This is a genomic window from Bartonella sp. WD12.1, from assembly GCF_002022415.1.
In the GTDB taxonomy this organism is placed as follows: Bacteria; Pseudomonadota; Alphaproteobacteria; order Rhizobiales; family Rhizobiaceae; genus Bartonella.
On the sequence record NZ_MUBG01000001.1, the window covers coordinates 595,509 to 614,321 of the forward strand.

The window sequence follows — 18,813 nt, forward strand, 5'->3', positions numbered from 1 at the left end:
CATGGGAAAAAATAAAAAACCAAAGGTGACACAAAACACGACACAGACAAATGCACCTCCTGCGTGGGCACAAGGTATTTTTGAGCTTGGTGCCAATGATGCGATGAATCTTTACAATAGTGGCAGTGGGAAGGAGGTTTATCAGGGGGATCGTGTTACCAATTTGAGTGATCAGACATTGGGTGCGATTACAGGGCTTAACAACACGGCTCAAAGCTATAATAACAGCTATTTAAATGGGCTTGCCACGGGACCAAATGCAGCAAGTCAAAATTTAAGCAACATGGCTTCTGGGGCGCAAATAGGCGCTAACCCTTATTTTAATGAAGCCCTTCAAAACACCTTAAACAATACGGCGAACTCTATTAACAGTTCAATGTCAGGGGCAGGGCGTTATGGTTCAGGGGCACATACGGGTGTTCTTGCCAATGAATTGGGGGGTATTGCAACCCAAGCGATGGCACAGCAATATAACCAAGATGTCAACAATATGATGGCTGCCAATAGTTTGATTGACCAGGCTAACCAAAACCAGCTTGCAGGGGCATCGAATTTCTTCCAAGGTCAAGGTCAGGCGAATATAAATGCGCTTGCGGGAGGCAGTTTGATTGATGCCAATAATCAGCAGAAACTTGATGCAGAGCGGGAAAAATGGGAGCAGCAGAATAATCTTGAATGGGATCAGTTAAGTAAGTTACTGGCCGCAGGAGGGGCTGTTTCTGGCAATTACGGTACACAAACAGGGCAATCGACAACACTTGTTCCAAACAATCCATGGGCAACTATTGGAGGTATTGGGGGTATTTTTGGTGGAATGCCGGGGTTAAGTGATCGAAGAGCAAAAGAGAACATTGTTGAAGTTGGGTATAGAGATGGACACAAGCTCTATGACTATAATTACAAAGGGTGCTCTAAACGCTATCGAGGGGTAATGGCGCAAGATATTCTTGCAACAAATCCTGAGGCTGTTTTCTTAAATACTGTCACCGGCCTTTTGCATGTTGATTATAGCAAGCTTGGTTTTAATATGGAAAGGGTTGCTTAATGTCTAGATTTGATGAGTTAGATCCACCTTTGGGTCAAGAAAATGGCCGCAATAATAAAGGGTTTATGCATTTTTTTGCTCGTTCTGACCCGTTCCTTAAGCATATCAATAAACAAGACAGGCGTTATAATCGACAAAAGGCCACTCTTCAGGATCTTATTCGAGGCGTTTATGATGAACCTGAAGAAACGGGTAAAAAAGGGCTTAAAGATTTAATTGTATCTGTTACAGATTTAAAAAGTCAGATGCCTCCTTTATCAGATTACTCAATCAAAACAAACAATACACCCCAACTCTATCAAGGCAATTCTTTAGAGAATGCTGTGTCGTTGGCGCCCCAATCTGAATTTGTTTCTCCTATTGATATGCCTTCACAAGATGAAGCAGAGCAACAGCAAAAGGATGCAATGAATTATATTGCTGAGCTCAACAGAGGAGGACCTGCCCCAGAGCAATTGCAGGGTGATGCGCCTTTGAATGAAGAGGAGGCTTTGAGTGAGGAAGGGGCTTTACAAGCAAATGATAAGCCAGAGCAAGCTGTAAATGGTGAAGCAGAAGATTTTTTCCAAAGGTTAGTGGGGGGCAATGGAGATACACAGGCGCATGATAAATACAGTGCGAGCGGTTTATGGGATCGTTTTAAGAACTCGGAATTTTCAGAGCGTTTAATGGATTCTTTTGCTGGTCTTGCTTCGGGGCAAACACCTCAAGAGAGCTTTTCAAATGCAGCACTTAAATTGCGCCAGGGCAATAGTGAGCGGGCTCAACGTCAGCAAATTTTAAAAGTTTTACAATCCAAAGGATATAGTGATCAAGAGGCGCAAGCAATTGCACAAAACCCTGATCTTGCTACGAAAATCATGAGCGATACGTTAAGCCCTACTGGCCTTCAGGAGGGGTATAGAATACTCACACCCGAAGAAAAGGAAGCGCACGGCTTGCCCGGTGATATGGCTTACCAAATATCAACACAGACGGGCAAGATTGAACCTCTCAAGGGAACACAAAGAACAGATGATCCTAACAATATGCTTTCAAGGCCTGAGCTTGGACATATGTATGTTAAAGATGAAAATGGCAACATACGTTCTGTACTTATTCCAGGAAGTGATGCAGAGCGTAAAAGAATAGATGAAGAGAACAAGAAAAAAGTAGAATTTGCAAACAAATCTTTTAAAGCAGAACAGTTCATTGGAATGGTAGAAAAATTACAGGAAAAATTGGATAAAAATCATAGCATTGTTGGTTTTTTGGGTTATTGGGAATCGCTCATACCAGGAACACCTGCTTCTCAATTTAAGTCTATGCTTAATGTTATTAAAGCAAACATTGCAATTGATAGATTGATGCAAATGAAAGATCTTGCGCCAAATGGAGCATCAGGCTTTGGGAACTTATCTAACGTTGAATTTATGGCACTGCAGAACTCTATAGCTGCTTTAGAACAAGACCTTTCACCTGAGCAGATGAAAGAATCTTTCCAAACGATTATTGATACTTACAAGAAAGCCAATAAAGCAACGCGGATACTTCTTTTTAGTGAAGGAGAAGTATCACCTGAACTTGTTCAAGAAGCATACGGAATTGAAGCTTATAAAAATCAAGATAAGGCGCAACAGACGCAAGATGAGCAGCCACGTGTGACGGAATATACGCAATTTGATACGTTACCAGAAGGTTATGCATTCCTTGATAGTGACAATCGCGTTAGAAGGAAACAAAGCAATGGCTGAGTTAAGACAACCCATGACAAACGAAAAGCCTTTTGATAAGCGATTAGTTGATAAGCGATTGCTTGATACAAACTATAATAATGCTGAAGTTCTTGGTCATATAAGTGACTTTACTCCAGAACAACTCCGAGAGATTTTCTCAAAAAATAAGGAGTTGCTTGAGAAAGCAAAAAAAAATAAAATTTCATCTCCCCCTCCTTTTGATAAGCGATTAGTTGATAAACGATTGCTTGACACAGACTATAATAATTCTCCTGTTCTTGGTCATATAAGTGACTTTACCCCAGAACAGCTCCGAGAGATTTTCTCAAGGAATAAAGAATTACTTGCTAAAGCAAGACAAAATGGTTCTATCACAAACAATAATAAACCAACGACACAAGAAGATAGTCCTAAAACGAGTACTATGGAGGCTTTGGGATGGGGGACAGTTCACGGAGCGACTTTGGGCTATGATGATGAAATAGGAGCACTTTTTGGAAAAGAAACATATGACGACGGAGTGAAGAGACGGCGTGACTATCAAAAGTTGTTGGCTAAAGAGCATCCTTATGCTTATTTCGCCGGTAATTTAGCTGGTGGTGTGGCAGCCCTAGTTCCTGCAATAGTTGCAGGCCCTGTTGCAGCAGGTGGTGCTGCTGTTGCACGTGGTGCGCTTGCTGCTGGACGTGCTGCTCCTGCTATTGGACGAGGTATAGCTGGTGCTATACGTGGTGCTCCTGCTGCTATGCGCGCTATGCCTTCAGCTGTACGCGCTGTTCCCGCTGCTATGCGTGCTGCTCCTGCTGCTGTTGGACGTGGTGCACTTGCTACTGGACGTGCTATTCCCGGTGCTATACGTGCTACTCCTACAGCAGCAAAAGCTGTAGGTAAAGCTGTAATGAGTCCTGTAAATAAGGCAGCCACAAGAACTTCAGGTGCAGCTGCAGATTATGTAAGTAGAGCAGAGGCAAAAGCATTTCATTCTGCATTAGCGCAAGGAGCCACACGGGCAGAAGCAAAACTTGCAGGGGAAGCAGCTGCAAAGAAAGCCGTAGCAAAGTTTAATACAATACGCGCAGCAAAAATCGGTGGAATCTATGGAGCTATAGCAGGAAGTGGTGAAGGGGAAGGTTGGGGGAATACTATAGTAACTACTGGATTTGGTGGGGCATTTGGTGGTCTTACACCCTTTGCTCTATCAGCAGCAGCGCCTCTTGTCACAAAACCAGCTAGTGCAACGACTTCTTTTGTTAAAAAAACGCTTCCAAAATGGGTTCGTGGAAGTCAACCAGGTGAAGTTCAAATAAGCAACAAAGCGCTTAAAGAGATAAGTCGTGCTTTAGACAATGCAGGTATTCATGATCTTGACAAGGCTTTAAAGTGGAAAGGCTCTGATTCAATGATCATTGATTTAAGTGATCAGCTTGCTGCACGGGCTTTAAGAGAGGCAAAAAAAGACTATCCTACACATTCAATAATGAGCAATCGTTTAGGAGCTAGGCAAGCTGAAAGTACTCAACGTGTAAGGGAAAGACTAAATGAAACACTCGGTAAGAAAGTTAATACACTTGATTTAAAGCAAGACATTATTAACACCGCAAAAAGAGAGGCTGAACCGCTCTATGAAAAGGCATTTACTGCACCCATTGCAGAGTCTGTTATGAAAGATTTACAGCTTTTAGAAGAAAGTCCTGCATTTAATGACGCACGTAAAAAAGCAATTGCGGGCTTGTTAAACGTGGGAGATGAAACAGTTATAGCAAATCGTAAAAATCCAGAAATGAGTATGCAGATTTTGCACAGAATAAAGGGGGACATAGATAATCAGATTAAATTAGCTCTCAGAGAAGATAATCAAACACATGCTGCAGATTTGATGAATGTGAAGGAACGTCTTCTTCGTGTTTTAGATACGTCATCTCCACATTATACCCAAGCAAGAAAGTTTTACCATGATGAGCGCACTCTTGGCAGCGCCTTATCTCAAGGTGAAAAAGCGTTTGATAAGAATGTTACGCTTGATATGATCAAAAATCAGCTTTCAGGCTTGGAATCTAAAGAACTGGATGCGTTTAGAAAAGGTGCACGTTCACAGATAGAACATGCAGCAGCCAATGTACAAAGCCCTGAGAATAGTCTTTCCAATTTGTTTAATACGCAAAGTGGACAAGAGAAATTACGGCTCATTTATGGTAAGGATAAAGCAAACCAAATGGTGAAAGCTTTACGGCCAGAGGTTGAGAGATCAGAGTTATTTGCTCGCCTTCCAAGGAACGAGGGTGAGCTCGGATCAAAGGCAGGAGAAGCACTTGATAATGTAAGTAAGTCTAGCCTTCGTACTACAATAATGAATTTTTTTACAGGGTCAGTCAAGCGTGGAGTGTCGTCAATCGATAGAAATGTCGAGAGAGATATTGCAGAACTCATAACAGCCCATGAACGTGGGGATGTTAGGTTATCGAGACAAAAATCTGTTGAGTTAATTAACAAGTTTCGTAAAGCAGAACAGAAGCGTTTAATCACACAAGAAGAATTTGTAAAGTTCATCAATTTGCTTAATGTTCTATCGACGGGCAGCTATATTAGAGGGCTTAAAAATTAATGATTAATTTTCATCCTGATGTTCACAGTGCCATCTCCCAGGCGGCACAAAGGTATGATTTACCCGAAAGCTTTCTTAAACGCGTGGCGATGATAGAAAGTGGTGGTGATCCCAATGCAAGAAATAAGAACAGTAGTGCAGGTGGGCTTTATCAATTTTTAGATTCAACAGCACGCCAATATAAGTTGGATAACAAGTTTGATCCACTTCAATCGATTGATGCGATGGCACGGTTTACCAAAGACAATATCCGTTATTTGCAAACAGCTTTGGGAAGAGCACCTTCAGAAGCTGAACTTTATTTAGCACATCAACAAGGGCCAGCGGGGGCTGCAAGGCTTATTAAAAACCCAAATGCACCAGCAAGCCAGCTGTTAACCCCCCAGGCAATAGCCCTTAATGGTGGCCGCCCTGGTGCAACAGCAGGTGATTTTATGAATCATGTTTATCAGCTGTACAATAAAACAGCACAGCCTGAGCAAGGTTATAGGCAAGCGGTTCCACCACGTGGCATGCAAAGGCTTCAAAATGTAATGCAGGGTGATCAATTGGTTGCACAGAATATGGCAATGTATCCTCAAATGGTGCCTCCTGAAAATGTTGCACGTACTGATTTTCTAAAAAAAGGCGTGGATGGTTTAACGCAGTTAATCAAAGAGAATGCGCAAAATTATGATCAACAGATACAGATGGCACAAAATCACATGATGCAGCAGCCTGTGTTTTCACAAGCAGGGGCACGCCCTGCAGATCTAACGCCTTTGATTGACCCGTCACGACGTCAACCTGTTTCTTCTTTAAATGGTCGACAAAGAGGAGATCAATTGCGCAAAGAGTTCTTAACAAGGGCAGGAGTTTATAATGTCTGATATTTATGATTGGTCACTGACAGCGGATACAAACGCACACTCAGATGATATTATTAATTGGGCACAAGGTCAGCCGCCCAGTTCTGTTAATAATAGTGCACGTGCTATGATGCAGCGTATACGAGAATATCTTGCAGATAATGGCGGGAGTATTGAAGCAAAGTTTGTCGTCAACAGTCAAGAAAAGACGACATCAATTACACTCAATACAGTTTCTCCTATCACGGAATATAAGAATGATATCTTTATACGTTTTAAGGCAAGCGACACAAATGTTGGTGCGACAACAATAACCGTCAATCGTTTGAGTGAGAAGCCTGTTTATAAGATGACCGATGCAGGTGTTATGCCTTTAGAAGGTGGTGAACTGCAAAAAGATGGCATTTATGAACTGGTCTATAATAACAACACACTAACAAGAAGTCTTGATGGTTGGTATTTATTAAACCCAACCCCAAAAACACCTCCTAAGATAGAAATTTTTCCAGCTGGGTTTATTGCGACATTTGCAATGAAAGAAGTGCCAGGTGGTTGGCTTTTGTGTGATGGTGCAAGCTATGAGCGCAAGAAATATCCTCGGTTGTTCAAGGCAATAGATATATATTGGGGAGCAGATAGCGATACTACTTTTAGAGTACCCGATTTTAGGGGGATGTTTTTACGTGGTTTTGATAATGGGCGTGGTGTAGATCAGGGTAGAAAATTTGCTGAAAAGCAGCAAGATAGCTTGAAAACGCATACACATGGCTGCACCATTGAAATGTCAGGGGCGCATGTACACCAGTATCAGTATGAGGCGTTAAGAAGACCTGGCAGTCCTATTGGTGGAAGAAACCCTGCCTTTTATAGCCAAAATATAAGAGCAAATACAGCCTCAGCAGGTGCACATACGCATAGTGCAACGATTTATTCAACAGGTGGAGCAGAAACACGCCCTATTAATACAACGGTTGTTTACGCCATAAAATCATAAAGGTTTTTTAAAGATGATCAATAATCCCTCGGCAATTGATGAGATTGCCGACACAGGGCAGATTCGTGTTCTTTTTTATGCAAGTCATAAATTAGTTCATGCGCCATTAAATAAGGTTCTTGATAAGGTCAAAGACGATATTCAGCATGATCTTTTGAATGTTTTTACAGCTTACCAAAAAGAGACAGAGCAACGCATTGAGACTTTGCAAGAAGCCGTTGATGAATTGCGTTTGCAACTTGTCAATCTAACACATCCCGAAGATACAAATTAAGGAATTCAAAGCGATGCCTATTCCCTATCACACACACAAGTTTGAAATTGAGCCAGCGACAAATAAGGAAGTCAAAGAAGGTATTTTAGACAATAAAGTTGTTGCACCCTCTTCATTGGGGAGTGCAGCGGCTTATTCTATGGGTTATTTTGCGACTGCTGCTCAAGGAAAGAAAGCTGATGAGGCCGTTGCAAAAAGAGATGTTGGGGCACTTGCTTATAAAGATACGGTTACAGTTAATGATATAAGCACAAGTGGGGATCCTAGTGAGAATACAGTTCTATCGGGTACTGGCTGGATAAAGCTATCGCCTTTGGGAATTGGCGATATGAGTGCTGCTATTTATGATCCTTCTAATGTGATGTCAGATGCCTTTTCTATGGAGAATATGGTTGAAGGTGATACAAAGAAGATTTTGACTGCAGAAGAAAGAGTAAAGCTACAATGGATAAGTTCTGAGTGCCCTACAATAGAAAAATGGAAGAAGGCAGATGAGGATATCAATTATCCTATATCTCCTGCTGATCTTAAAGATACTATCACTCATTTTACATTATCAAAATCTCTTGCGATGTCAAAATCAGTTTATGATCCAGATAAAATAGCAAAGGATGTTTTTGCTATGGATCATATGAAAGAGGGGGAGAAACACCTTATCTTAACGCCTCAAGAACGTATCCAGATTACGAAGATTAATCAAATTGAAGAGGTTGCACAGCAAGCACAAACGACAGCTCAATGTGGGGTCAATGCAGCAGGTGAGGCTAAAGAGACTGCAGATAAAGCACAAGTGGCCGCAGAGAGTGCAAAAGAAACGGCGGCGGTTGCAAAAGAGGCGGCAGTAGCTGCACAAACGACAGCTAATAGTGCAAAGAAAGCCGCTGATACTGCACAAAGCACTGCCAATAAAGCACAAGAAACTGTAGATAAGGTGCAAAGCACTGCAGAGAGTGCAAAGGAAACGGCAGCAGATGCTTTAAGCACAGCAAAGGATGCGCAAAGCACTGCTGATAAAGCACAAGTGGCTGTAGAGAGTGCAAAAGAAGCAGCGACAAGTGCAAAAACAGTAGCTGATAAGGCGCAAGAAACTGCCGTGGATGCAAAAGAGACTGCAGACAAAGCACAAAAAGCAGTTGATCTCATTCACCCTCTTGAAAAGCAAGATTGGATTGATGGCATCAAAGCAGAAAATGCACTGATATCACCGGCTCATCTTGTTGCTTCTATCAAAGCAAATAGTGGCGGCAGTAGTGGGGGCAGCAGCAATAGTGTGGGTGTAGGTGTTAGCAAACCTGTTGAGATTTTCATGACGGAAAGTGGGGAAATTGCATGGCCAGAAGGGACAACTGGAGACACCGAGCTTGAAATATGGGCTTGGGGTGGTGGTAATGCTGGTGATGATAGTGGTCGTCATGGTGGTAATGGTGGGTGTTGTACTTATGTGAGAACAAGGAAAAAGTTTCTTGGCAACAGTAAAGTAACTATCGGCAAGGGTGGAAAAACAGCTGAGAATAGCGGTTTCGCTGGGGAAAAAACAAAAGTTGGTCAGTTTATTACAGCTTCTGGTGGTTCTATCGGATACGATCCTAGTGGTATTCATGGTGCCAGGGGCGATGATGGAGCTGATGCAGAGGATCAAAGTGGTATTGGGGGTGATGGCAAGAATGGTGAAGTTGGTAGGATAGGTGGATTTGGTGGTAATGGGGGAAAGGGGGCAAAAGCGGTAAAAATAGTACTGGAGGGCGTGGGGGCAGTGGTGGCAGAGGGGGCGATAATTTTTTAAAAAGTGCCGGTAATGGAGGTAAAGGCGGTGATGGTGGGCGTGGCGAGAATGGTGGTAAAGGCGGCGGAGGTGGCGATGGTGGAAACAATATATATAACGGTGGCGGTGTTGGAGGTTGGGGTGGTAAAGGAGGAGATGTAGGTGCTGGTTTAGGTGGTGAAGGCGGTTGGGGTGGTAAAGGAGGCAATAGTATGTGGGGTGGTGGTGGCGGAGGTGGTATTGGAGGAGACGGTGGTGATAGTAACCAAGGAATTGGTGGTAAAGGCGGTTTAGGCGGACGTGGTGGAGACAGTATTTATGGCGGTGCAGGTGGAGGGGCAGGGGGTGGCAAAGGTGGAAAAGGCGAGAAAAACGGTAATAATGGTACTAGTGGACTTGGGGGTCATAGCATGTGGGGTGGTCGTGGTGGACAGGGAAGTATTGGTTACTATGGTGGTGGCGGTGGATATTTTCCCGGAAAAGATGCGACATCTTCATCAAGCGGTGCTGGGGGAGATGGTGCTGTATTAATTAAAGTGTATTTATAGAAATGGAATGAAACAATGGCACGAAGGATTAGTAAAGACTGTTTGAATTGTTTAAAAAAATGGGAAGGCTTGCGATTAAACGCTTATCAAGATGCATCTGGTGTTTGGACCATTGGATATGGTCATACCGGAAAAGCTGGTAAGCCATTTGTTGTTGAAGGTATGACGATTACCAAGCAAAAAGCTGAAACTATACTTTTAACTGATTTGCAAAAATATGAAGCAGCAGTAGAAAAAGAGGTTTGCGTTGATTTAAATGATGAACAGTTTGGGGCTCTGGTTTCATTTTGTTATAATGTTGGTGTAAGTGCTTTTCAACGCTCTACCTTGCTTAAAAAGCTTAATAAAGGGGATTATGAAGCTGTACCGGCTGAATTACAAAAATGGACAATGGCAGATGGCAAACGTTTGAAAGGTTTAGTTCACCGGCGTGCTGCTGAAGCGGGGTTATGGGCAACGAGTGCTTATGTTTCTTCTAATTATCAAGCTGTAGAAGCAAAAGAATCAACAAGTGCTTTTAAAGTAGAAATGTTAGCGCCTGTCATTGGGTCTTTCTCGGGGCTTGGAGGATTACTTGCTGGCAATGGTCCAGTTCAGTGGGCTTTTGCGGCAATTATGGTTTTAGCAGCTTGTGTTGGTATTACGTTTGTTGCTCAACGTTTTTGGGAGCAACGGCTGTGATTTGGTGGGGAAAGAAATATTTACTGATGGTGGCGGCGACTTTAGCCGCTTTTTTTGTAACTTTAGCTAAGGTTTTTCGGTTTGGAAAGAAAGTTGAGCAACGCAAACGGACTGAGAAAACTTTAAAAATAGCTATAACACGGTTTGAAGTAGAAGATGAAGTTAACAAGAAAAGTGATGTGGATATACGCTCTGATCTGTCTGAGTGGGTGCGTAAAGAATGACTATGTTTCTTGCCTAGGATGGATGCCAATTTATTTGGATAGGCAAGACTACGATGGAATCAGTTCAAACTTAGCACGAGACATTTTAAAGCATAATGAGAACGGAAAACGTTCTTGTGGATGGAAGCCTATTAACACAAGTTAAAGGTGATTTATAAGGGTAAGTTGCAAAATCCTATTCCCTAACCTGATTATTTTATCCCTAACCTTAAATAAATATCAATAAAATCAATGGGTTATAGGGGTAAAAAAGGCATATGGTGCCCCCAGAGGGCGAATCAGTCCTTAGCAAGTAGAATCCAATCACATAAAAATGTGCAAAGACGTGTTGCTGTATATAGCTTTTTATGATTCAGTAAGAAAATTAATGATTAAATAAAAAATCTGATATCAAAAATTAAAGGTGGTCAAAAAGGTGGTCGAAAAGGAGGGGTAAATGAGGGCGATTCATAGGTTAACAGCATCGTTTGTAAAGACATCTCCTCAGGGTAAGTATTGTGATGGAGCAGGCTTATGGTTAAATGTTCGAAAAGACAATACACGCGGTTGGTTTTTTCGTTATACATACCGCAATAAACGCCGTGAAATGGGGCTTGGTCCTGTTACAAAAACTTCTTTAAAGGAAGCACGCGAGTTTGCTAAACATTATAGTGATATTCTTAAGGGTGGCAACGATCCTATTGTATTTCGAGAACAAAGCATTTTAAAACAGCAAAGCAATGTTTTTCAAGAAATTGCTCAAGCGGCTTTTGAAAGTAAAAAAGCTGAGTTAAAAAATGAAGGAAAAAATGGTCGTTGGTTTTCTCCACTAGAGTTACACGTTATTCCACATATAGGTAACCTTCCTGTAGAAAAATTAACAGCGAATATTATTCGTAATGTTCTTGCTCCACTTTGGCATAAAAAAGGAGATACAGCGCGAAAAGTACTTAACCGTATCAATATTTGCTTAAAATATGCCGCCGCTCTTGGCTTGGATGTTGATTTACAAGCTTGTATGAAAGCACGCGCTCTTTTAGGAAAGTCACGCGCTATATCAACAAATATTCCTGCTATGCCATGGCGGGAAGTTCCGGCTTTTTATCAAAACTTAAATGATGACCTCCTTTCAAATTTAGCGCTAAAATTGCTAATTTTGACTGGAGTACGGTCATATCCCTTGCGATATTTGCGTCTTGAGCAAATTGATAAAAATGTATGGACGATACCAAAAGAAAATATGAAGGGTATTGTAGGCAAAGTTTCAGACTTTCGCGTACCGCTAAGTAATGAAGCTTTGAGAGTCATTGAAAAAGCTCTTTCTTTTGAAAAAAATGGTTTCTTATTTTCTGGTCTTAAAGGCACCCCAATTTCTGATGCAAGCATGGCAAAACATATGAAATTTTGTGGTTTAAAGTATCGTCCTCACGGTTTTCGCTCAAGCTTACGAGATTGGATAGCAGAAACAACATCAACACCATTTGAGATTGCCGAAACTGTCCTTGCTCATTCAGTTGGTAGTTCAGTGACAAAAGCTTACATGCGAACAGATTTTTTAGAACAACGACATGCTCTCTTAGAACAGTGGGCTACATTTATAACAGGGACGACTTGACAAAATCACGGAAGCATTTATATACGCAAATCAGGTGCTTGAAAAACACCTTAAGCAAACAGCGGATAGATTGTCGACACAATCTTTTTTCTGCACATTAAAGGCTTTGACTCGTTGTATACGTGTGGCGTATAGTGATCCTGTCGGGTGTGGTTATGCGATACAATACCCTTTATGGGGAAAGCATAACGACGGACTGTTTGCCGTGTTTTTCAGCGCCCGGCGCTCTTTTTTTTGAGTGTCAATGAAAAACGTTTGTTACAAACAGGAGTTCGTTATGAACAATCTTATAGAGATTAAAAAACAAGTGATTGATCAGGAAACTGTTCAGACAGTCAACGCACGTGAGTTGTGTGCTTTTTTAGAGGTAGGAAAAGATTTTTCTACTTGGATTACAAACCGCATTAATCAGTATGAATTTGTTGAAAATCAAGACTTTGTTTGCTCCCCTATTTTGGGGAGCAAAGGCAGAGGTGGTCACAATCGCAAAGAATACCATCTCACCTTAGACATGGCGAAAGAGTTATCCATGGTTGAACGTAATGATAAAGGACGTCAAGCCCGTCGATATTTTATTGAATGTGAAAAAAAATTAAACAGTCAATTACAATTTGATCGTGAACTGTTTTCTCGTGATTTATTAAAATCACCTTCAGGTATTGGTGAAATTTTAGAAATAATTATGACACGTTTATTAGATGCAAATGGTTTTGAAAAAGAGCTTGAACATTACAAATCAGTTACAACAGAAGCCAAGCGTGTTTTAGAAAGCCCTGTTGCAAAGGCTGCTTAATTACAAAGAATATAACCATACCTTTCCCCTGTAAAATGGGGAGAGGTTAAGTTTTATATTTGTATGTTTAGCAATTTACTTACATTGCTGAATAGAGAAACATCCGTATTTGTAGGGCACAAACTCATAACTTTGTTTTTCTTCCCATTGCGTAAATAAAAATAAGTACTTTTGAAAATCTATACTTGAAAGGCGTCCTCCGAATTCTTGAAGGAAAGCTAACAATAGTTTTTGCCGTTTGAATAGAATCCTACTTTTTACTGTTTTCATAGTATTATTTCTGTATCTGATTGATATTTTGCTTAGAACCAACCCAATGAAATTATATCACAAAAAAGTATTTATGCACTGATAAAATCAACAATAATTGTTTATTTTCAATAATTTATGCTGTTTTTTCTTTGGAAAAATGGACTGTGTTGTGCTATAGTAAAAGCAGCTTTTCATATCCGTATTTCATTTCAATTATTTTCCTTAGAAAAGATATCAAACATGCTTAATAAAGTAATTTTAATCGGCTATCTGGGTGCCGATCCCGACAGCAGAATAATGCCATCTGGAGTAGAAGTAGCAAATTTTCGTATGGGCACTTCTCAAAGTTATACAGATAAAACAACCTCTCAAAGAATAAATAAAACAGAATGGCATTCTATTGTGATTTTTAATCCGCATCTTGCAAAGATTGCGCTTCAGTATCTCAACAAAGGTTCCAAAGTTTACATTGAAGGTCAATTACAAACACGTAAATGGCAAGATAAAGATGGGCAAACACGCTACACAACAGAAATTGTCTTACCGCAATATAAAGGTGAGTTAAAAATCCTTGATAGTGCTCAAAAGTCTGATCCTGACATGGCTACTCAAGAGCAAACAATGGCATGGGAGAGTGGTGGTCGAGAGTCTTTAGAAACGACTTTGAATGACAGAATCCCATTTTAATCAGGAAAGTTAATTTATGAAGAAACGCAAAAAAAGGGGAAGACCTAGAATAGAAGGTCAAATAAGAAAACCCAATGGACGTATCTCGTGTGCAAAAACGCCTGATAAGTCTTCATATCAACAGACACTTGAAATGCGTGCCAAGCGTTATGGAGCGAGTATTCAAGATGCGAAAAACCCACTTATGGGCACTTATGTAGGGCGGTTATATTTATTGGAAAAAAAGATTAATCAAGATCAGTACGATGCATCACAGCAGTATATTCAAGTGCGAAACAATTATCGGTGTGCGAAAGGATTACCAGGGGCTATTTATGATGAAATGCCAACATCTTCTGATGATAGCGAAAGGAACAAGTGGGTTGAAGTAACAACTGATCGCTATAAAGCGATGCAAGAGGTTATCAGAGAAACACAGAGACTGCATCGTCGGTATAATCTTCATGATGCATTAGAGCATCTGGTTATTGAAGACCAACAACTGCCACATCTTGTCAACTCTCTACGCATGGCTCTGAATGCTCTTCACAAATATTTTGATCCTTAATAAAAGGATTGACATCAGATTTAAAATTAATAAAATGTGTATATATTTACACATTATGAGTATATAAAATGGAACAAGATAGCCGAAAAATCATTGCAAAATTAAAGTGTGACGGCTTTGAACTTGTTAAAGTAAAAGGTTCTCATCATAAATTTAAAAAAAATGGTCAAGTAATTATCGTTCCCCATCCTAAAAAAGACTTGCCAATTGGTACAGCGCGTTCCATTGCACAACAAGCGGGCTGGTTAAAAAAAGGAAAAGAAGAATGAAAAGATTTTTTGCTCTTGTTCACAAGGATGAAAATTCTGCTTTTGGTGTTCAGTTTCCTGATTTTAAAGGACTATTTTCTGCTGCCGATCAGGAAGAAAATCTTATTGCTAATGCAACAGAAGCTCTTCAACTATATTGCGAAGAAATGGATAAATTGCCAACTCCTTTAAAATTTGAAGAAGTGATACAGAAAGAAACTGTCAAAATAGCTTTGTCGGAAGGAGCTTTTTTAATACAAGTTCCATTTGTTGAAAATGATTCAGAAGTGGTGCGTATGAATATATCAATTGAACGAGGGCTCTTGCGTGCAATTGATGATTGTGCACAAGAAAGAGGCTTAACACGATCTGCCTTTTTAGCAACGGCAGCACGTCATGAGCTTAATATTTGAGTCATCAGATGTAATGAGAAAATTTACAACTTTTCTTCTACGACCATTTACACTTAACAAATACCATATTTAGTTTGATTGAAATAAAAAATACCAGATTGTGATTTTTTAGTTGACATGGGGATATAAATAGTATTTAATAGCGCTACTGCACGTGTTTTTGTGCGCCCAAAATTACAGAATCATGTAATTTTTTCTTGTTGGTGTTGTTTTAAAAGCCCTGCAAATGCAGGGTTTTTTGATTTAAAAAATCAAATTCAGTCACTCCTATTTTTTTATGATTTACTGGCCTCACTCCTCCCCTCCTGAGAGTGAGGTTTTTTTATATCTCAGTTTCTCCAAAGGAATAACCCATGGAAAAAGTACAAGTAGTCATCACAAGACCTATGTGTGTTCTTGGTGACAATAAAGGAATCGTTCGTTTTGAGCCTTCCACAAAAAGTAATCCATTTGTTGAGGTTTCTTATCAAGTTTACTGTCGTCTTAAACGCGCTGGTGCTGCTAAGCTTTATCAACAATGGCTATCACAAACCGTCAATGAAAAACCAGAGCTTAATGAACAAGAAGTCTCTGTAGATGTAAACACTCAAGAGGTTACACAGGTCGTTGAAGAAGTTGAACAAACTGTCGATGAAAAACTAGAGCTTGGTAAGCAAAAAGTTTCTATACAAGAGTCTCATGAGCAAGAGGTCTCTGTAGATGTAGATACGCAAGATACTGAACAGACTACTGAAGAAGTTGAACAAACACCTATAAAATCTGACAAACAGTCTCCAAAAGCAAAAACTTCTAAATCTTCGACGCGTGCGACAAAGAAAGCTTAAACTGTGAAGTCAAATACCCATGCAAAGCAAGTTGAACGCTTTGCTGAGACTGCTCAAAATTATATCACGCGCTTAACAAACATTTTAGCAGAGCCAGATACTGAAGTACGGCAAGCCTTTGACAGTTTCTTAGCAAAATTGCGTAATGATTTAAATAACACGACCACAGAAGGCGATGCGATTGAAATGCTTGCACAGCATATTATCATGCTTCCTGTGTTTAAAGTGTTGTTTGAAGAATACCAATTTATTCGTGAAAATCCTGTGTCACGTGCTATACAACGTGTGCTTGATGCGCTTAAGAAAGCTAACTTTGAGCAAGAATCTAAAGATCTTGAAAAATTTTACGATAGTGTAAAATTACGGGCCTGTGGACTTACCGATCCACAAGAAAAGCAAAAATTGATTTTAGAGATTTATGAAAAGTTTTTCCGTTATGCATTTCCACTCACTGCTCAAAAACTAGGTATTGTCTACACTCCCATTGAAGTTGTCGATTTTATTATTCATTCAGTCAATGAGGTCTTACAAACTGAATTCGGCAAAACGCTTGGTTCACCCGGTGTTAAGATTATGGACTCGTTTACGGGAACGGGAACTTTTATCACACGGCTTTTACAATCTGGACTGATTAAAAAAGAGGAGATGGAATATAAATTCCGTCATGAGATTTATGCCAATGAAATAGTACCGTTAGCATACTATATCGCGGGCATTAATATTGAAGCCACATACCATAGCATTATGAGTGGAGATTATGTGCCATTTGAGGATATTTATTTAACCGATACATTCCAGCTTTATGAGCAGGGAAAAGATCAGATGAGTGATTTGCATGAAGCAAAACAGTAAATGTCAGGAAAAACGAGATATTCGTGTCATTATTGGCAACCCACCCTATTCTGTTGGGCAAAAAAGTGAAAACGACAATGCGAAAAATCTCAGTTATCCAAAATTAGATAATTATATCCATGAGACTTATGTAGCTCGATCTAAAAGCGTTAATTTACGATCACTTTATGACAGTTATATTCGTGCAATTCGTTGGGCGAGTGATCACATAAAAGATTGTGGCGTTATTGGTTTTGTCACCAATGCAGGTTTTATTAATGCACGTTCCACGGATGGCTTACGAAAATGTTTGAGTGAAGAATTCTCGAGTATTTATATACTTAATTTACGGGGGGATATTCGTAAAAATATGTTAAGTAAAGGGCGTGCTCAAGAAGGTCAGAATATTTTTGGTAGTGGAAGCATGACAGGTATTGCCATAACAATTCTTATCAAAAATCCAGATATTACTGAACCTTGCAAAATCTACTACTATGACATCGGTAATAATCTAACGAGAAAAGAGAAACTGTCTGAACTTCAGCGTTTTGGCAGTATTGGTGGCATCAAGCGTGAACATGGTTGGCAAGTGATTACACCAGATGAGCACGTCGATTGGATTAATCAACGCAACAGTGATTTTGAAAAATTACTCGCTTTAGGAGATAGGAAAGGCGGTGATTTAAAATTATTCGAAACTTTTTCCGGTGGTGTTCAAACTAACCGAGATGCTTGGGCATACAATTCAAGTCGTGAAGCTTTAGCAAAAAATATGAGCAATATGATTACCTTCTATAACAATGAAGTAGAGCGTTTTAATGCTACATTCTCCCTCTAATCGTAAAGCACGTGAAAATGCTGTAGATGATTTCGTCAGCCCAGATGCTAGAAAAATCAGTTGGAGCCGTTATCTCAAACAACAGTTAACTAAAGGAAATACTTTCGAATTTGAGAATGACAGTCTTACCCAAAGCCTTTATAGACCTTTTACACGCCAGTGGCTTTATTATAATCATGCTCTTAACGAAAAAGTATACCAAATATCACGCATATTTCCTATAAAAGAGGTCGTTGAAAACAAGGTAATCCAAGTCACAGGAGCCGGAGAAAGAGTAGACTTTTCTGTTTTGATGACTAAGGATTTACCTGATCATGGTGCAATGGATGTTGCCCAATGTTTTCCACGGTATATTTATGAAAATACTGCATCTTATGCAAAGGAAACCAAAGCAGCTTGCTTACAACGACGTGATGCTATAACTGATGAAGGATTAGCATATTTTAAAGAAGCCTATCCTGGCCAAACAATTACAAAGGATGATCTCTTCTTTTACGTTTATGGAGTGTTACATTCTGAAGGTTATCGTACTCGCTACGCTCATAATCTTTCCAAACAATTGCCTCGTATTCCAACGGTTAAAAAAGTAGAGGACTTTTGGGCTTTTGTTAAAGCTGGTCGAAAGCTTGGTGATTTGCATACAAATTATGAAGAGATTGAACCATATCCTGTTACATATAAACAAGGTGATCCAAGCACTTGGATTATTGATGACAAAGTCAGTTTCTACCGTGTTGAGAAAATGAAGTTTGCTGGCAAGCGTGGAGCTATTGATAAAAGCACTGTAATTTATAATGCGCAAATTACTATGCAAAATATCCCATTGGAAGCTTATGATTATATAGTAAGTGGCAGACCTGCTCTTGAATGGGTTATGGATAGGCAAATTGTAAAAACCGATAAAGCAAGTGGCATTGTTAATGATGCTAATCGCTATGCTGTGGAGACTGTTGACAATCCTGCTTACCCCTTAGAATTGTTTCAACGGGTGATTACTGTAAGTTTAGAAACAATGAAAATTATTCGTCATCTTCCAAAATTAGAAATGAGAGAAGTCGAAGATACTCAAAAAACTCTACACTAAAAAGGATTA

At 40.0% G+C, this 18,813-nt stretch carries 18 protein-coding genes and 1 pseudogene; all 19 read left to right on the plus strand.

What is annotated here, in order from left to right; genetic code table 11:
• Position 1: 1 nt before the first annotated feature.
• Positions 2–1,045: a tail fiber domain-containing protein gene (locus BWD121_RS02430; RefSeq protein ID WP_078663241.1), complete on the plus strand. Its 1,044-nt coding sequence runs from the start codon at positions 2–4 to the stop codon at positions 1,043–1,045.
• Entirely contained in the window at positions 1,045–2,778 is a 1,734-nt protein-coding gene (locus tag BWD121_RS02435) for a hypothetical protein (RefSeq protein WP_078663242.1), read from the plus strand. Before BWD121_RS02430 ends, BWD121_RS02435 begins: the two co-directional genes overlap by 1 nt.
• Positions 2,726–5,362 carry a hypothetical protein gene (locus BWD121_RS02440; RefSeq protein ID WP_143245246.1) on the plus strand — a complete coding sequence of 879 codons (2,637 nt, stop codon included), beginning with the start codon at positions 2,726–2,728 and terminating at the stop codon, positions 5,360–5,362. The genes BWD121_RS02435 and BWD121_RS02440 overlap by 53 nt, the downstream gene beginning before the upstream one ends.
• A complete protein-coding gene (locus tag BWD121_RS02445; RefSeq protein ID WP_078663244.1) occupies positions 5,362–6,231 on the plus strand; it encodes a transglycosylase SLT domain-containing protein in 870 nt (289 codons plus the stop codon). The genes BWD121_RS02440 and BWD121_RS02445 overlap by 1 nt, the downstream gene beginning before the upstream one ends.
• Entirely contained in the window at positions 6,224–7,204 is a 981-nt protein-coding gene (locus BWD121_RS02450; protein WP_078663245.1) for a phage tail protein, read from the plus strand. The genes BWD121_RS02445 and BWD121_RS02450 overlap by 8 nt, the downstream gene beginning before the upstream one ends.
• A 13-nt stretch (positions 7,205–7,217) precedes the next feature.
• Complete coding sequence (locus tag BWD121_RS02455) at positions 7,218–7,478, plus strand: hypothetical protein (RefSeq protein ID WP_078663246.1); 261 nt, start codon at positions 7,218–7,220, stop codon at positions 7,476–7,478.
• A 13-nt stretch (positions 7,479–7,491) separates the two neighbouring features.
• Positions 7,492–9,261, plus strand: coding sequence for an alanine-zipper protein (locus tag BWD121_RS02460; protein ID WP_143245247.1), 1,770 nt, complete (start codon positions 7,492–7,494; stop codon positions 9,259–9,261).
• 12 nt (positions 9,262–9,273) lie between these two features.
• Positions 9,274–9,402, plus strand: a complete 129-nt coding sequence (locus tag BWD121_RS08600) for a hypothetical protein (protein ID WP_276290404.1) — start codon at positions 9,274–9,276, stop codon at positions 9,400–9,402.
• A gap of 50 nt (positions 9,403–9,452) precedes the next feature.
• Positions 9,453–9,788 carry a hypothetical protein gene (locus BWD121_RS08415; RefSeq protein WP_240536683.1) on the plus strand — a complete coding sequence of 112 codons (336 nt, stop codon included), beginning with the start codon at positions 9,453–9,455 and terminating at the stop codon, positions 9,786–9,788.
• A gap of 15 nt (positions 9,789–9,803) precedes the next feature.
• Positions 9,804–10,469: a lysozyme gene (locus BWD121_RS02470; protein WP_078663247.1), complete on the plus strand. Its 666-nt coding sequence runs from the start codon at positions 9,804–9,806 to the stop codon at positions 10,467–10,469.
• Positions 10,466–10,693, plus strand: coding sequence for a hypothetical protein (locus tag BWD121_RS02475; protein ID WP_078663248.1), 228 nt, complete (start codon positions 10,466–10,468; stop codon positions 10,691–10,693). The genes BWD121_RS02470 and BWD121_RS02475 overlap by 4 nt, the downstream gene beginning before the upstream one ends.
• A 436-nt stretch (positions 10,694–11,129) precedes the next feature.
• A complete protein-coding gene (locus BWD121_RS02485) occupies positions 11,130–12,287 on the plus strand; it encodes an integrase arm-type DNA-binding domain-containing protein (RefSeq protein WP_078663250.1) in 1,158 nt (385 codons plus the stop codon).
• Positions 12,288–12,564: 277 nt separating this feature from the next.
• A complete protein-coding gene (locus BWD121_RS02495) occupies positions 12,565–13,080 on the plus strand; it encodes an antA/AntB antirepressor family protein (protein ID WP_078663251.1) in 516 nt (171 codons plus the stop codon).
• A gap of 492 nt (positions 13,081–13,572) precedes the next feature.
• Positions 13,573–14,019: a single-stranded DNA-binding protein gene (ssb, locus tag BWD121_RS02505; protein WP_078663253.1), complete on the plus strand. Its 447-nt coding sequence runs from the start codon at positions 13,573–13,575 to the stop codon at positions 14,017–14,019.
• A 16-nt stretch (positions 14,020–14,035) separates the two neighbouring features.
• Positions 14,036–14,566, plus strand: coding sequence for a hypothetical protein (locus BWD121_RS02510; RefSeq protein ID WP_078663254.1), 531 nt, complete (start codon positions 14,036–14,038; stop codon positions 14,564–14,566).
• A 68-nt stretch (positions 14,567–14,634) separates the two neighbouring features.
• Positions 14,635–14,835 carry a type II toxin-antitoxin system HicA family toxin gene (locus tag BWD121_RS02515; protein WP_010703152.1) on the plus strand — a complete coding sequence of 67 codons (201 nt, stop codon included), beginning with the start codon at positions 14,635–14,637 and terminating at the stop codon, positions 14,833–14,835.
• Entirely contained in the window at positions 14,832–15,227 is a 396-nt protein-coding gene (locus tag BWD121_RS02520) for a type II toxin-antitoxin system HicB family antitoxin (RefSeq protein WP_078663255.1), read from the plus strand. Before BWD121_RS02515 ends, BWD121_RS02520 begins: the two co-directional genes overlap by 4 nt.
• A 353-nt stretch (positions 15,228–15,580) precedes the next feature.
• Positions 15,581–16,051 carry a hypothetical protein gene (locus tag BWD121_RS02525; protein WP_078663256.1) on the plus strand — a complete coding sequence of 157 codons (471 nt, stop codon included), beginning with the start codon at positions 15,581–15,583 and terminating at the stop codon, positions 16,049–16,051.
• A 42-nt stretch (positions 16,052–16,093) separates the two neighbouring features.
• A pseudogene (locus BWD121_RS02530) lies at positions 16,094–18,804 on the plus strand (type ISP restriction/modification enzyme); the annotation flags it as partial.
• Between the last annotated feature and the right edge of the window lie 9 nt (positions 18,805–18,813).